The 13,722-nt window shown below is 59.3% G+C and carries 12 protein-coding genes; 5 read left to right on the forward strand and 7 right to left on the reverse strand.

The genetic code is table 11. The features are described 5' to 3' along the window. The first annotated feature begins 140 nt into the window (after nt 1-140). Entirely contained in the window at nt 141-2,273 is a 2,133-nt protein-coding gene (locus tag PZA18_RS12430) for an AsmA family protein (RefSeq protein WP_456238573.1), read from the forward strand. Here PZA18_RS12430 and PZA18_RS12435 read toward each other — a convergent pair whose 3' ends face one another. The 7 genes from PZA18_RS12435 to PZA18_RS12465 all read right to left on the reverse strand — a co-directional run bounded on the left by PZA18_RS12435 (nt 2,274) and on the right by PZA18_RS12465 (nt 8,144). Then, a complete protein-coding gene (locus tag PZA18_RS12435; RefSeq protein ID WP_284101167.1) occupies nt 2,274-2,549 on the reverse strand; it encodes an ACT domain-containing protein in 276 nt (91 codons plus the stop codon). A gap of 292 nt (nt 2,550-2,841) precedes the next feature. After that, entirely contained in the window at nt 2,842-3,774 is a 933-nt protein-coding gene (locus PZA18_RS12440; protein WP_284101168.1) for an FAD:protein FMN transferase, read from the reverse strand. Next, on the reverse strand, nt 3,774-4,922 hold the full coding sequence (locus tag PZA18_RS12445) for a DUF3570 domain-containing protein (protein WP_284101169.1): 1,149 nt from the start codon (nt 4,920-4,922) through the stop codon (nt 3,774-3,776). Before PZA18_RS12445 ends, PZA18_RS12440 begins: the two co-directional genes overlap by 1 nt. After that, a complete protein-coding gene (locus tag PZA18_RS12450; RefSeq protein ID WP_284101170.1) occupies nt 4,913-5,125 on the reverse strand; it encodes a DUF4266 domain-containing protein in 213 nt (70 codons plus the stop codon). The genes PZA18_RS12445 and PZA18_RS12450 overlap by 10 nt, the downstream gene beginning before the upstream one ends. Then, complete coding sequence (locus tag PZA18_RS12455; protein ID WP_284101171.1) at nt 5,122-5,607, reverse strand: TlpA family protein disulfide reductase; 486 nt, start codon at nt 5,605-5,607, stop codon at nt 5,122-5,124. Before PZA18_RS12455 ends, PZA18_RS12450 begins: the two co-directional genes overlap by 4 nt. 2 nt (nt 5,608-5,609) lie before the next feature. Then, nucleotides 5,610-6,125, reverse strand: coding sequence for a c-type cytochrome (locus PZA18_RS12460; RefSeq protein WP_284101172.1), 516 nt, complete (start codon nt 6,123-6,125; stop codon nt 5,610-5,612). A gap of 255 nt (nt 6,126-6,380) precedes the next feature. Beyond that, nucleotides 6,381-8,144 (reverse strand): 3-(methylthio)propionyl-CoA ligase, encoded by a 1,764-nt coding sequence (locus PZA18_RS12465; protein ID WP_308447379.1) that lies wholly within the window; start codon nt 8,142-8,144, stop codon nt 6,381-6,383. Between the two features lie 185 nt (nt 8,145-8,329). Between PZA18_RS12465 and PZA18_RS12470 the strand changes: the two genes are divergently transcribed. From PZA18_RS12470 to tal, 4 genes are all read left to right on the forward strand, one after another. Next, nucleotides 8,330-9,760 carry an aminotransferase-like domain-containing protein gene (locus PZA18_RS12470; protein WP_284101173.1) on the forward strand — a complete coding sequence of 477 codons (1,431 nt, stop codon included), beginning with the start codon at nt 8,330-8,332 and terminating at the stop codon, nt 9,758-9,760. A 242-nt stretch (nt 9,761-10,002) separates the two neighbouring features. Continuing rightward, entirely contained in the window at nt 10,003-10,536 is a 534-nt protein-coding gene (locus PZA18_RS12475) for an NTP transferase domain-containing protein (protein WP_284101174.1), read from the forward strand. 117 nt (nt 10,537-10,653) lie between these two features. Further along, nucleotides 10,654-12,270, forward strand: a complete 1,617-nt coding sequence (locus PZA18_RS12480) for a methyl-accepting chemotaxis protein (RefSeq protein WP_284101175.1) — start codon at nt 10,654-10,656, stop codon at nt 12,268-12,270. 370 nt (nt 12,271-12,640) lie between these two features. Continuing rightward, the gene (tal, locus tag PZA18_RS12485) at nt 12,641-13,711 is read left to right on the forward strand and encodes a transaldolase (RefSeq protein WP_284101176.1); all 1,071 of its coding nucleotides are present in this window, start codon (nt 12,641-12,643) and stop codon (nt 13,709-13,711) included. Nucleotides 13,712-13,722: the final 11 nt, after the last annotated feature.

Below are 13,722 nucleotides of genomic sequence, written 5' to 3' on the forward strand. Positions count from 1 at the left end.
CTTGTGGGGTTAACGGCGCTTTTCGTGGGAAATTACGTTGTCATGTGAAATAATGCGGCCCCGCTTTGCCGAATGTCACGGCAATCCTTGAATTTTCCTTCTTCTTCAAGAAAGGCGACGTAAGCGGTAGTCTGATGCAAATGAGGAAAGCGTACCGATTTTTTGCCCATAAACGATTCAAGACGGCCTTGATGATTGCCGGTATCAGCCTGCTGATGCTGGCTGTGGCGCCACCCTTGATCAACCTGAGCTTTCTTGCGCCTGCCGCCGAGCAGGCGGTTGCCAATGCCACGGGCCGTCGTTTGCAGGTTCGTGGCAGCATCCACGCCGCATTGCTCCCCAGACCTGGCCTGACGCTGGGTGAAATCACTTTGTATGAAGCCGATGGCCGCACCCCTTTTGCCGTGCTGGATTCTGCGCGCCTGGGGCTGGCGTGGTTGCCCTTGCTGTTTGGGCGCAGTGAAGTCACCGACCTGCGGTTGGATGGCCTGAAGGCCAATGTGGTGCGTAGTGAAGAGGGGCGACTGAATATTGATGATCTGTTCCGTCGGCCTGCCGAGCCTTCGCGGCTGAAATGGCAACTGGCACGAATTGATCTGAACCGGGCTTTGCTGGAGTACCGGGATGGTACGGATCTCACCCGGCTGGATGAAGTTGAAATCCATCTTGCCGATCCGGAAAGCGATGAAGGCACGGCCACCATCGCGGCCACCCTCAGACAGCCCGATTGGCAGGGCAAAGTCGATGCCAATGGCGCTCTGCGCTTTAACCGCGAGCTGGGTGTTACCACGCTTGATCGCTTCAATCTGCGTCTGACCGGCGATGCTGCCAACTGGAAAGGGGCAGAGCTCAATGCCTCGGCCAAGCTGAATGTGACGGCGATGCCGTGGCGGGTTTCGGCCAGTCAGTTCAAAGCGCAGGCATCCGTCAAACGCGGTGAGCAAACTTGGCGGATGAAAGTCGATACCCCGGCTTTGCAGGTTGGCGAGAGTGGTATCAGCACCGGCGCGCTGACCAGTTGGTTTTCGGTGAAAGGGGTTAGCCGGCAGCTGGAAGGTGAGCTGACCGTGGCCAAGCTGCAGGGCGAGCGCTATAGCTTGAGTCTCGCCGCAGATGCGGCCGCTCTCAAACTCAAGCTGGATGATCCCGTACAGTCGCTGTGGCTGGATTTCCAGAGCCCCTTGCGGATTGATGATGGCCGCCGTTTTGCATTGTCGGCATTTTCACTGACCGGCGCGTATCGCCATCGCGCCCTTCCCAGAGGCGCTATCAATGTGCAACTGGGCGGCAATGTGGGGCTCGACATTGCCCATGAACGGCTTGATTGGCGTAGCCACGGCAGCATCGACAAAGCGCCGATCACTGCCTCGTTTTCATTATCCGACTTTGTATCGCCCCGCTACGAGTTTGGCGTGGATCTGGCCAAACTGGACCTGACCCCTTATCTGCCTGTTGCAGCGGCAGAGGCCAAAGTGGCCGACCCCTCGCATCCACTCGATTGGAGTTGGCTGGCCCCGCTCAATGCCAAAGGCGAATTGAAAGTGGGCGAAGTCAATATTGGAAAAGTAAGGCTGTTCAATCTGGCGACCCGGATTGATGCACACGATAAGCGGGCGGCGCTTGATCCGTTCAGTGTCGATATCTACGGCGGTCGCATGCGGGGCACGCTGGCGCTGGACACCCGCAATGCGCCGAGCCTCAGTCTGCAGCAGAAACTCACAGGGATGGAGGTGGGCGCACTGCTGACAGATACCTTGACTCTGGACCGATTTGAAGGGCTGGGCGACGCCGATTTGGACCTCAGTTGCCACGGCAACAGCGTGGCTGAGTGGCGACGAAGTCTGGAAGGCAAGGTCAAGGTCAAGCTGACACGCGGCGCCATCGGCGGGATTGATATTGCCGATGCGTTGCGCAGCCTGCGTTTGAATCTGGCCCGACTGACCGGGGCCGATTTCAAGGCAGACAAGGCACGAAAGACACGCTTTTCAGACCTGCAGGCGAATTTCCTACTGAAGGATGGTATCGCAGAAAATCAGGATCTACGTATCCGCACCTCAATTTTGAAACTGGCGGGTGATGGTCGGTTTGATCTTGGCCGCAATGCGGTCGATTACACGGTATATGCCAGCGTATCGGGCAATACTGGCGTGCCGGAGCTGGATGCGCTACGCGGCGTGGAGATCCCGATTCATATCGGTGGGGCACTCGATAGCCCAACCTATAAAGTCGATACCACGCCGCTCAAGGGCAAGGTGACGGCAAAGAAGCAATAATTACCGTGGCCAGATTGCGGCTGCCACGGATGGCGAGCCCCGACCGGGTCGCCAGGCGGCCAACTCGCGCACCTCTGCCAGCTCTGAGAGTTGGGAGACGAGGCGCATGGCTGGTTGAGCACCATCAACCTCCATGGTTACTTCGATCAGGCCATCGGCGTTGTCCCAGGTCGCAGAAAAGCGGCTGACCTGAAAGCCACGTTGGCGCACCATGCCAAGCAGTCGCTCCAGTGCGCCTTCGCCATCTTGCAGTCGTAGATTCAATCGGTTTTGCATGGTTGATTCCTTTGTGTTCCGGGTTGTCGATTAAGGGGTTTTAAAGCCGTTCTGGTTTATCTGGTGCTGAAACGACAAAGCCCCCGGACCTTTCGGTGCGGGGGCTTTGTCGTTTTTGTTCGGTCTGTTTACTTCACCGTTCGTCCACGCAGCACCCCGCACCACGGTTTAATCATCGTGGTGGTTTTCATGGTGGTGGTGCGAACGGCCAAAACAGTCATGGTGTGATCAGGGGTTTTCTGCAGGGGACTCAATATCTGTAAGTGCCCGGTAAGCGGGCTGACCGGATTGACTATAACCGCGTCATGTCCTGTTCGGCAAGCGCTGTTTGGGTGAGCAGCGAACCGCATAGCTCGCCCTGCATGGTACAGCCAAGCCAGGGAAGGCCCGTGGTGTCGAGCAGGCGATTGGCATCGTCGCAAGGGCTCAGCATTGCTAGCGTACTGAGGCTGCCTGCAACCAGACAGCGCGGGGCCACTACGCTGACGGATTGCCAGAACTCCACGGGAAAGCCGGAAAGCGGGTCGAGTACATGGCAGTAACGGCGGCCCTCATGGATGAAATAGCGTTCATAGTCACCACTGCTGGCCAGTGCACCATCATTGAGTAACAGCGTGGCCAGCACGGCATTCGGCTGACGGGGGTGCTGAATACCGATGCGCCAGGCAGAACCATCCGGCTGCGGGCCGAGGATGCGTAGATCGCCTCCCAGATTGACCAGACCATGCTGCGCGCCGGCAGCGAAGCACAGGTCGGCGGCGCGATCGCAGGCGTATTCCTTGCCGATGCCACCGAAGTCCAGCTCCATGCCGTGCTCGGGTAAAAAGATCTGGTCCGGCGTGCGAACCACCTTCTGCCAGCCCACCAGGGTACGTAGCTGTGCGATTCGTTCGGGGCTGGGGGGAATGCCCTGCTGGAAGTCCCAGCCATGGCGTAACACGCCCGACGTTGGGTCAAAACGCCCCTGGCTTTGCAAGTAGCAGGCTGCGGCGTAATCCAGCAAGGTGCTGGTTTCACTGTCGATGGAAACAGCCTGCTTGCCCGCCGCCTGATTGATGGCACTCAGCACGCTATCCGGCCGGTAGCGTGAGTACTTGTGCTCGATTCTTCGGACTTCCGCGATGGCGATTTCGGCCCAGGTTTCGGCCGCACTCACCGTAGGGGCAAAGAACTGCAGCTCGTTACGACCGCCCATGGCCGTGAAACTGAAGCGATACAGCTGCATCAGCGGAAGGTCTTGTTAAGACCGATCATGATAATGCGGGCCGACATCGGTTGGAGTGAGGGGCTGCCCTCGCCGCCGAGTTTCCAGCTGGACCGTTGCTGATAAAACTCTGCCTGGATGTCGATGACCAGATCGGTCGCAATGATTTTTGCCAGCTTCACGCCCAGCGTCAGCGCTCCGAACGCGCCAAGCCGATGATCGGCCGAATAGAGCGTGCCAAATTTGGCCGGCGGAAAACGATCACTGTAGAAACTGGCTGCACTCTGACTGTAGTAGCGCAGGCTGGGGATCACCGACCAACTGCCGATGTCCTGATGCCAGCTTGCTTGCAGCGTGTGCGATCGGACATTCCAGCTATCCCGGTAGTAGCGGTAATCCAGATGCAGGGCGGCATCGAGCGGGGTGAAGTAGTGGTTGTAGCGGGTCAGCCAGGCCAACTGGTGGCGGCTGGCGGGACGTTTGTCGAGCGCCTTGTAGGGGTCGGAAAAGTAACCGTCCCCATCGCTATAGCTGAGATTGGATTGGAGAATGTCATCGGGACTCAATACCTGAGTCAGCCCGGCCAGCACGCTGCGGGTATGGCGGGTTTCATGCAGTTTGGGCTGGTTTTCCGAGCTGATGTGGTCATCGCTATAGCCAAGGCCAACGGTGAGGGTGGTGTTCTGATTGGCACTCAGCCACTGGCCTTCAAGGTTGGCGGCATTCGAGCGGTAGTCGTTCTCGTCGGAATGGGCGATTCCAACCGCAAAATTGCTGCGCTCAAAATAGCGCCGCAGCTTGGCATCGGCGGCGGTGCGCCGGTCGTGAATGCCACGCTTCGAGGCGCCGCTGAGTGTGTTGTGGAACTCCGGCGAGGCGCCAGACATGCTGTCTACGGTGGCTGAGGCTTCCATTGCCATGGCATCACTCAGGGGCGCGCTCAGGTAGAGCAGGGGGGCGCTTACCCGCATGCGGTCGCCTTCCTGGCTGTAATCAAGGTAGTCGAGGTACTTGATGCCGACCAGTGTGCCATCAGGCGGTGTAGCGGCACTGGCGTACTCCGGGGTGATGGCAAGGGCTGCAGCCATCAGCAGGCCGAGTGTGGCTGCTGGGTCGATGCTGTCACGACGTTGTTCTGGGGCAGCGCTTGGGGCAAGGTCTAGTTGCATCCGCATCCTCCCGCTGCCACGCCTTCACCGCCCGATGCGGCTTCCTTGCTGGCGTAAATGTGCTGCTTGAGCCGGGCAGAGAGTGGATCGGGATCGAAAGCCATTTTGGGCTTGGCCAGATGGCCTTTCTGCCAAGGCTCAACACTGCTGCATGCCGCCAGCAGTATTAGTGGAAGCAGGATCAGGTAGCGGGATAGGGTCATTTTTGCTTGAGTAACTCAAGGATTTTCGGAGTGATCTCTGCCGGGCTGTCGTCACGAAAGCCGATATGGCTGTAGCGGATGACGCCTTGCTGGTCGATCAGATAGGAGCTTGGCATGCCTTTCAGGCCAAACGCTTTGGCGGTGCTGCTGCCGGGGTCGTACAGCACCTGAAAACTGGCGGGTTGCCTGATCAGAAACTGATTGGCGTCGGCGCGTTGTTCATCAAGGTTGATGGCGACGACGATCAGGCCGTCCTTGCCATGCTGGCGGCCCAGCTCGTTCATCCACGGGAAGGACTTGCGGCAGGGGCCGCACCAGGACGCCCAGAAGTCGAGATAGACCACTTTGCCGCGCAGGCTGGCCAGATTCATGGTTTTGCCCTGCCCGTCGGGCAGGCTGACGGCCGGCGCCGGCTGACCCGGTTCAATCGCCTGCGTCGTCAGCGACACGACGGCCAGGGCCAGCAGCAACGCCTTTCGCATGGTCAGAATCCTCCGGCTTCAGCTTGGCCCAGATAATCGCTAAGGCCGCCGACATCCAGCACCGAGCCAGCTGCCGGGTTGTAGAAGAACACGCGCTGGTCTTTAGTGCCGACATAGACGTTGGTGCCGCTATAGAAGCGGTAGTAGTAACCAAAGCCATTATCCGAGCGGGTCGCCGGGGTCAACAGCGTTGGAAACTGCTTTTCGGCCCAGTTGAAGACGCGATCCGAGTCGCTGCTATTGAAGTTGCCAATATAAATGGCGATGTTGGCAATTTCGGCGTCGGATAGCGTTGATAGAAAGCGCATCTGGGCCTCGCTGCGGATGGCGGCCTTGATCGCAGAAGGGTTATTGGCGCCCCCTTGCGCAGCCGGGCGGATCCAGTCTGGTGGCGTGCCGTGGCAGATGGCGCAATTGTTGGCGAACGAGGTGCGACCAGCATCAATACTGGCGCCATTTACCGTGGTCAGTAAGGCGACCGAGGCAAAGAGGCTGGCGGTGAGGGTGCGAGATTTCATGACGGGGCCTGTTGGATGAAGGCGGAAACGACCGCAGTTGTCGGGTGTGTTCCGGCGCGCATGGCAGAATAGAGGCTCAGTTGGTTGAATAAAGCCTAGTCGGCCACCGGGCGCTGTTCAATGCCGGATTGGTTGATGTTATCGTCATAAAATCACTTTGCCTATCGAAAAGATCGCCCAGGTCGCCGAATTGATTGCCTGACGGCGCTTGCCCCGGTGTCGTGGCCGGGGCAAGAGGCTTTTGGGTTGGGATATTTACTTCAACAAAGTCTGGCCGAATTGCTCGCGTAGCTTGAGTTTCTGGACTTTGCCCGTTGCGGTATGAGGCAGGGCCTCGACGAAGACCACCTCATCGGGCAGCCACCACTTGGCCACCTTGCCCTCAAACCATGCGAGTGCCTCTTCCCGACTCAGACTGGCACCTGGCTTCAGACTGACGACCAGGAGCGGGCGCTCATCCCATTTGTCGTGCCGGGCGGCAATGACCGCGGCTTCTGCTACTGCAGGATGGGCCACCATGATGTTTTCCAGCGCGATCGAGCTGATCCATTCACCACCGGATTTGATTACATCCTTGGAGCGATCAGTAATCCGCATATAGCCATCCGGGTCGATCGTGGCGACGTCGCCGGTCGAGAACCAGCCATCTACATGCTCCTTACCCGGCTCGCGGCCATAGTAGCTGGCGCAGATCCATGGTCCCTTCACCTGCAGATCGCCAAATGCCTTGCCATCGTGCGGCAAGGCGATGCCCGCATCGTTGACGATGCGCATGTCCACTCCCCACAACGGCCGGCCCTGGCCGGTCTGCTGCGCCAGCCGGGCTTCGCGGCTTTGCTGCAGATGCTTGCCTTTGGGGGTATTGACGGTACCGACCGGGCTCATCTCACTCATTCCCCAGGCATGCAATAAGTCGCAACCAAACTCGCATTCAAAGGCTTCTATCATGCTGGCGGGGGCTGCGGCGCCGCCAACGACCACGCGACGCAAGGTTTGGGGGCGGTGCTGCTGTTCGCGCCAGTACTGCAGCAGCCCCATCCAGACAGTGGGTACGCCTGCGGTCAGATTGACGGCTTCGCTATCGAATAGCTCGGTCAGGCTGGCGCCATCCAGCTTGGGGCCAGGAAACACCAGCTTGGCGCCCACCATCGGTGCGGCGTAGGGAATCCCCCAGGCGTTGACATGGAACATCGGCACCACCGGCAGGATGGTGTCGCGCGAAGACAGATTCAGGGCATCTGGCAGGGCAATCGCCAGACTATGCAGAACCGTCGAGCGATGGCTATAAAGCACGCCTTTCGGATCGCCGGTGGTGCCCGAGGTGTAGCACAGCGAGGACGCGGTACGTTCATCCAGCTGGGGCCAGCAGAAATCCTCCTCCTCGGCGGCGAGCAGCTCTTCGTAGCACAGCAGCCTGGGTAGTTCGATGCTCGGCAGATGGGCGCGGTCGGTCATCGCTATCCATCCCTTCACCCCTGGACAGGCGGGAGCCAACTGGGCGACCAGTGGAGCAAAGCCGATGTCGAATAACACATAGGCATCGGCCGCATGGTTGATGATGTAACGCAACTGCTCAGGAAACAGCCGGGGATTGATGGTGTGGCAGACCAGGCCGCTGCCGGAGCTGGCGAAATACGTTTCAAAGTGGCGATAACCATTCCAGGCCAGCGTGCCGATCCGATCGCCTGCCTGACAGCCCAGCCGTTGGAATGCTTTGGCCAACTGGCGGCAGCGGCGATGGGCATCATGGTAGGTGTAGCGGTGAATATCCCCTTCGCTGCGGCGTGACACGATTTCGACATCGCCATGAAAGCGGTCGGCGTGTTCAAGGAGCGAAGAGATCAGCAAGGGTGAATCCATCATCAAACCAGAAAGCGCTGCGGGTGTTGGTGTCGGCATTTTGTTTGCTTGAGTGTGAGGGTGGGGGCGATCAGTCTGCATCGTCAGACTGGCTTCGGCAGTGATAGGCAAAGAGCCTGCCACTGCAGACCCGAGCAGGGCAATCTTGCAGCGCAGCATGCAGGTTTGGTGGCGTTTGGCCGGTGGATACGGTTTGTAAAACAATCACACAGCCCCGGCTGAAATGACCGTCTAAGGTAAAGGAACCCGCTCCGGTGCGGAGGGCTTGGCCTTGCGGTTAGGTCTGCCTTGCCCCAGCACCCGGTCCGGCGCGACCCGCAGCAAAACATCAAAAGAGCCTCGCGATGCCGTCAAGCCAGTTTACCTATCACCATGTCTATCGCTATCTGAGCGAGCTGATTGCCAGTGGGGAACTGGCAGCGGGGGGGCGTTTGCCCTCCTTGCGGGCATTGGCAGAGCAACTGGCGGTGTCCGTGCCGACGGTTCAGCATGCGTATGATCTGCTCGAAGCCGAAGGCTGCATTTATCGTGTTGCCAAGTCAGGCTTTTTTGTCTCACGCCGACGTGGCATGCCGGGCATGGCCACGCAGGATTTATTCGACACCGTGCAATACCGGGCGCACCAACCCGGCATGACCGTGCTGAGCAGCGATACCCCGCATCGTCTACTGTCTTTCGAGCAACAGCTCCTGCGCTGCGAGCGGGAATTGACCCGTCGCCTGCCGCAGACCGCCACATCAGCCGATCAACCCTACAGCGACGAGCCCCTGCGCTTGGCACTGGCCATGCACTACGGCGAACCGGCATGCCGGGATTGGAATTGCGAGCAGGTCTATATTGCAGCGGGCTTCCTGCCCGCCCTGGCGATGGCGGTTCGGGCGCTGGCAGGACGGCGACACAAGGCGTTGGTCGAGTCGCCGTGTTCGTGGACGATCCTGCGTCAGCTGCGTCTGCTGGGCATCGAGCCGGTCGAGGCCGGGCTTGATAACCGTGGCCGGCTGGATCTGGACAGCGTGGAGCAGGCGCTGCGGGCTGGCGACATCGGCTTTGCGTTGTTTTCCTCTGAAATCAACAACCCAACCGGCCGTGTTACGCCCGAACTCGATAAAGAGGCGCTGGCAGCCTTGCTGGCGCGCAGCGGTACGCCCTTGATCGAGAACGATCAGTACGGCGGCCTGTATTTCGGAGATACCCGCCCTGTGGGTTATCGACGTTACGCGGACCCGGACCTGCTGATTGTCTGCAGCAGTTTCGAGAAAACCTTGGGCCCCGAGTCGAGTTACGGCTATCTACTGTCGCGTAACTGGCGTGAGCCGTTGCGGGGGGAGCACCACGCCAGCATGGTCAGAGTGCCCGCCTTGCGGCAACGGGCCATTGCCCAGGTCTTGCATGGCAAAGAGCTGGATCGCCATGTGCAGGCGCTGCGCAAACTGCTGGCCGAGCGGATGCACGAAATGACCCGGCTGTTGCAGGCGGTTGCTGGGGATAAGGTGCGCTGGTCCGAGCCGCAAGGCGGGGCAGTGTTATGGCTGGAAGCTGAGGAGCGGTCGGATATGCGCCATGTGTTCGAGCGCCTGGTGGCCGAGCAGGTGGTGATCGTGCCCGGAGAACTGTTCGGCAATGCGGCTCGCTATCGCCATTGCTGCCGACTGAGCTATGCCATCGACTGGCAACAGCCGGTGGCGCAAGCTCTGCAGGCGCTGTGCCGGAACCTGCAGGATAGGCGTAACGGCGAAACCGCTACCGGCCGTCTGCAAACCCAGCTCCCTCGTTGAAGGTCGCCAGCACGGCCGCCCTGTTCCGGGGCGTTCTGGTCTCGTCGTGCCACCCTCTGGTGCGGCGGCGCGTCTTGCCAGGACGGGTTGGCCGGCGATGATCAAACTACTCTTGTGCCCCGGAGTGCTGGGCCAATCTTTGCTTATCAGCATCGCAGCGTCTGAAGGTGTGACATCAATTGTCATGCTGGCATGGCAGATTGGGTAGGTTCTCGACAAACCGGATGGGCATGGAGGTGGGTATGGCGGTGTCAGTACCTTGGCGGGCAGAGCTGGATGCGGTGATCTTATGTGATCTGCTCGATGAAGATCTCGAAGCAGAGGTTCCGCTGGCCTTGCAGACCCGGGCGCTGCTGGCGGTGCAGAACTGGCGCATCGGCGAGGTTTACTTCAGCACTGGCCGCCACCAAGCGCGTTTTGATGCGCTGGGTTTGCCAACATTGGCCGACAACTTTCCTGAAAGCCCTGGCGCGCTTGCAGGTATCGAAGCGGCGCTGAGTACCAGCGATGCGGACTGCATGCTGGCTGTGCCCTCTGCCCGTTATCTGCTGCCGAATACGCTGGGTTCCCAGCTGGCAAAGGCCCTGCAGCGCTCGGGGGCGGCGGTTGCCTATGCGGTCGTCGATGGTCACGCCGAGTTTTCAATCTGTTTGATTGCCCGGCACTCGCTGCCATCCATTCGACACTGGCTGCGCTCCGGCTCGGGCGGGCTGGCGCAATGGGCGCAGCAGGAAGGGGCGGTGGGGGTGGCGATTCCAGGGGGCTGGCTCTGTTGAGGCTGGCATAAGGGGAATGCGCCGGTTTCCTACAAGCAGGTAAGGGAAATCTGATAGGCAAGTCTGCAAACTCGGCATACAAATAGACTACCGATCATTGCAGAGGATAGCCTAGCCATGTCTACCCACCTTAAACCCGTCCTGATTGGCTCCATACTCGGCTCCACCGTGCTGACACTGGGTTTACTGGTGGTGGCTGATAGCCAGTTCAGACAGATTGGTGCGGCCAGTCGTCACGAGCATGAAGTCAGTAATGTGGTTGAAAGACAGATGGCTGAAGTGAAGTTCCAGACTGTTCAGATCCAGCAATTTCTTACCGATGTATCGGCAACTGGCGAAAAAGACGCTTTCGACGAAGCCAAGCAGGCCCGTGCAGATGCCCTGGCGGCACTCAAGCAGATTGAAGCGCTGGTTCCTGATCTGGCCGCCCAAACCAGCCAGCTCCAGACCGATATCAATGGTTTGTACGACGTCGGCGTGAAGATGGCTGAAGCGTACATGAAGGATGGGCGAGAGGCCGGCAATCTGTTGATGAAAGAAAAGGGCGGTGGTTTTGACGATCGCAGCGAAGCGGTGACCAGCAAGGTCAATATGCTGATGAAGCAGGTGACCCAGGAGCAATTGCAGGCTGCGCACAAGGTGGAGGCGTCTGCTGACCGGGCCCGATGGCTGGTTGTGGTGCTTACAGCATTGCTGATGCTGCTGAGCATGGCGTCTGGAATGATGGTCTATCGCATCGTGTTCCGGCGGCTTGGCGGCGAGCCTGCCGAGGCTGTCGAAGTGGCCCGCCGGATAGCCGAGGGCAATCTGGGGGTGGCAACATCGGTCGCCCATGTCCATCCAGCCAGCCTGCTGGCAGCACTGGATAATATGCGCAGCCAGCTCAGGCAGATGGTTGATGAAATCAGCTGCGAGTCGGCGTCGGTTGGTAGCACGGCAACCCAACTGGCCGTCGCGGCCGAGCAGCTATCCGTCAGCTCGCGCAATCAGAGCGATTCCTCGTCGGCCATCAGCGCCACGATCGAGCAACTCTCCGTCAGCATTGACACCATTGCCTCGCAAGCCAGCGATTCTCATCGTGCTGCCGAAGAAACCGGCAAGGTTGCAACCCGGGGCGAGGAGGTCATTCGCACTGCTGCAAACGAAATCGGCCAGATTTCCGAGCAGGTCAACAAGGCGGAAAGCCAGTTGCAGGAATTGGGTGTGCAGACCAACCAGATTGCGTCGATCGCGACCGTTATTAAAGAAATTGCCGATCAGACCAATCTGCTGGCCCTGAATGCCGCCATTGAGGCTGCCAGGGCGGGTGAAGCGGGGAGAGGGTTTGCCGTGGTTGCGGATGAAGTACGTAAGCTTTCCGAGCGGACCACCCAGTCAACCTTGCAGATTGCCAATATGATCGAATCGATCAGAGTCACGACCGGTAGCACCGTTGCCGCGATGAATGCCAGTGTGGCGGCGGTGAGTCGTGGTGTGGATCTGACCCATGATGCTGCCCGCTGGATGACGCAGATCCGCGAAAGTGCGCTGCATGCTCAGAACAATGTTGAAACCATCGCTTCCGTCATGGCGCAGCAGCGTGCGGCAACACAGTCGATTGCACAGGAAGTTGAAAGCATTGCCTCGATATCTGCCACCAATACCGAGGCCATCGAGCAGGCGGCTAATTCCGCTGCAGAGCTGGATCGCCGGGCCGGTGCGTTACGCGAGGCCGTCACGCACTTCCGCCTTTAAACTGGCTGCTTCAGAGCGTTGTTTTCACGCGGCTGGCGTGGCTTGATGCGAATCGGTGCGCGCTGCGCACGCGGTCTTCAGGCTGGTCTGTGGCTGGCGGCTTGGTTACTATCGAAGCGGGCACGGCGTGACGATCCTGAATGATGCGGGGTCGCTCCGCCTCGCTGACGTTTTATTCTGGATTGCACGTTGGACTCCCGCCTAGTCACAAAACGTCAGCAGAGCCTAGCGATTGCTGCAACATCGCAGCGGACCCTGATCCGAGAAACACAATCAGAAAACCAGACGTCAGCAGCGCCAGGCTACGTCTTTGCGCCGGCTGGCATGTCTGATTTTCTTGCAAAGCAAATTTACTGATTCGAATGGTCCTATGAACCCTCTATTAGCCGTAAAACCCCTGGGCCAGCGCATCTGGCTCGATAATCTTTCCCGCGAATTACTGGCGGGACCACTGGCCCGACTGATTGAGCAGGATGGTCTGGCGGGTGTGACGTCCAACCCCGCAATTTTCCAGAAGGCGATTGCCTCGGGTCTGGGCTATGCCGATGATCTGGCGCGCCTCAAGGCCGAGGCTTTGACGCCGGAGCAACGCTTCGAGGCACTGGCCGTGCCCGATGTGCAGATGGCCTGTGATCTGTTTGCCCAGAGTTATCAATCCAGTGCAGGGCTTGATGGCTATGTCAGCCTGGAGGTGTCGCCGCATCTGGCCCGCGATACGGAAGGCACACTGGCTGCGGCGCGCCGGTTGTGGCGCGACATCAATCGCCCCAATGCCATGATCAAGATCCCGGCAACGCCAGAGAGTCTGCCTGCCGTGACGGCGGCGATTGCGGATGGCATCAATATCAACGTTACCCTGATTTTTTCGTTGCCGCAGTTACAGGCTGTTTTTGATGCTTATACGGCAGGATTGATGCAAAGACAGACGAAAGGTCTGCCATTGCAGGGTATCCGCGCGGTGGCGAGCCTGTTCCTGTCCCGTGTCGATACCCATGTAGATCGCCTGCTGGCCGATCTGCCCGGTGCTGCTGGCTTGCAGGGCAAGGCAGCCATTGCGTTGGCCAAGACGGCCTACCAAACTTATCTGGGACATTTTGAAGGCTCGGCATTTGCAGGTTTGCAAGCGGCAGGCGCGCATGGCCAGAGGGTATTGTGGGCCAGCACCGGCACCAAGAATCCGGCGTATTCCGATGTGATGTATGTCGATGAACTGATTGGCGCTGAAACCGTGAATACCCTGCCTGACGCAACGCTGGCCGCTTTCCGTGATCATGGACGCGCAGAACCCCGACTGACCCAAAATCTGCCGCAAGCTGAGCAGACATTGGCGGAGTTGGCCGCACTGGGGATTGATCTCGATGCGGTGGGTGACACCCTGCAATACGAGGGATTGAAGCTGTTCGACGATGCTTTTGCCAGCCTGCTGGCGCAATTGAGCTGAGGGCGCATGCC

The sequence above is a fragment of the Parachitinimonas caeni genome (genome assembly GCF_030129945.1).
Classification (GTDB): domain Bacteria; phylum Pseudomonadota; class Gammaproteobacteria; order Burkholderiales; family Chitinimonadaceae; genus Parachitinimonas; species Parachitinimonas caeni.

What these genes read in the sequence shown, in the direction of transcription:
- PZA18_RS12435 (WP_284101167.1), bottom strand. Translation starts at nt 2,549, where the DNA reads ATGCAAAACCGATTGAATCTACGACTGCAAGATGGCGAAGGCGCACTG.
- PZA18_RS12440 (WP_284101168.1), bottom strand. Translation starts at nt 3,774, where the DNA reads ATGCAGCTGTATCGCTTCAGTTTCACGGCCATGGGCGGTCGTAACGAG.
- PZA18_RS12455 (WP_284101171.1), bottom strand. Translation starts at nt 5,607, where the DNA reads ATGCGAAAGGCGTTGCTGCTGGCCCTGGCCGTCGTGTCGCTGACGACG.
- PZA18_RS12445 (WP_284101169.1), bottom strand. Translation starts at nt 4,922, where the DNA reads ATGCAACTAGACCTTGCCCCAAGCGCTGCCCCAGAACAACGTCGTGAC.
- PZA18_RS12470 (WP_284101173.1), top strand. Translation starts at nt 8,330, where the DNA reads ATGCCGTCAAGCCAGTTTACCTATCACCATGTCTATCGCTATCTGAGC.
- PZA18_RS12480 (WP_284101175.1), top strand. Translation starts at nt 10,654, where the DNA reads ATGTCTACCCACCTTAAACCCGTCCTGATTGGCTCCATACTCGGCTCC.
- tal (WP_284101176.1), top strand. Translation starts at nt 12,641, where the DNA reads ATGAACCCTCTATTAGCCGTAAAACCCCTGGGCCAGCGCATCTGGCTC.
- PZA18_RS12460 (WP_284101172.1), bottom strand. Translation starts at nt 6,125, where the DNA reads ATGAAATCTCGCACCCTCACCGCCAGCCTCTTTGCCTCGGTCGCCTTA.
- PZA18_RS12430 (WP_456238573.1), top strand. Translation starts at nt 141, where the DNA reads ATGAGGAAAGCGTACCGATTTTTTGCCCATAAACGATTCAAGACGGCC.
- PZA18_RS12475 (WP_284101174.1), top strand. Translation starts at nt 10,003, where the DNA reads ATGGCGGTGTCAGTACCTTGGCGGGCAGAGCTGGATGCGGTGATCTTA.
- PZA18_RS12450 (WP_284101170.1), bottom strand. Translation starts at nt 5,125, where the DNA reads ATGACCCTATCCCGCTACCTGATCCTGCTTCCACTAATACTGCTGGCG.
- PZA18_RS12465 (WP_308447379.1), bottom strand. Translation starts at nt 8,144, where the DNA reads ATGCTGCGCTGCAAGATTGCCCTGCTCGGGTCTGCAGTGGCAGGCTCT.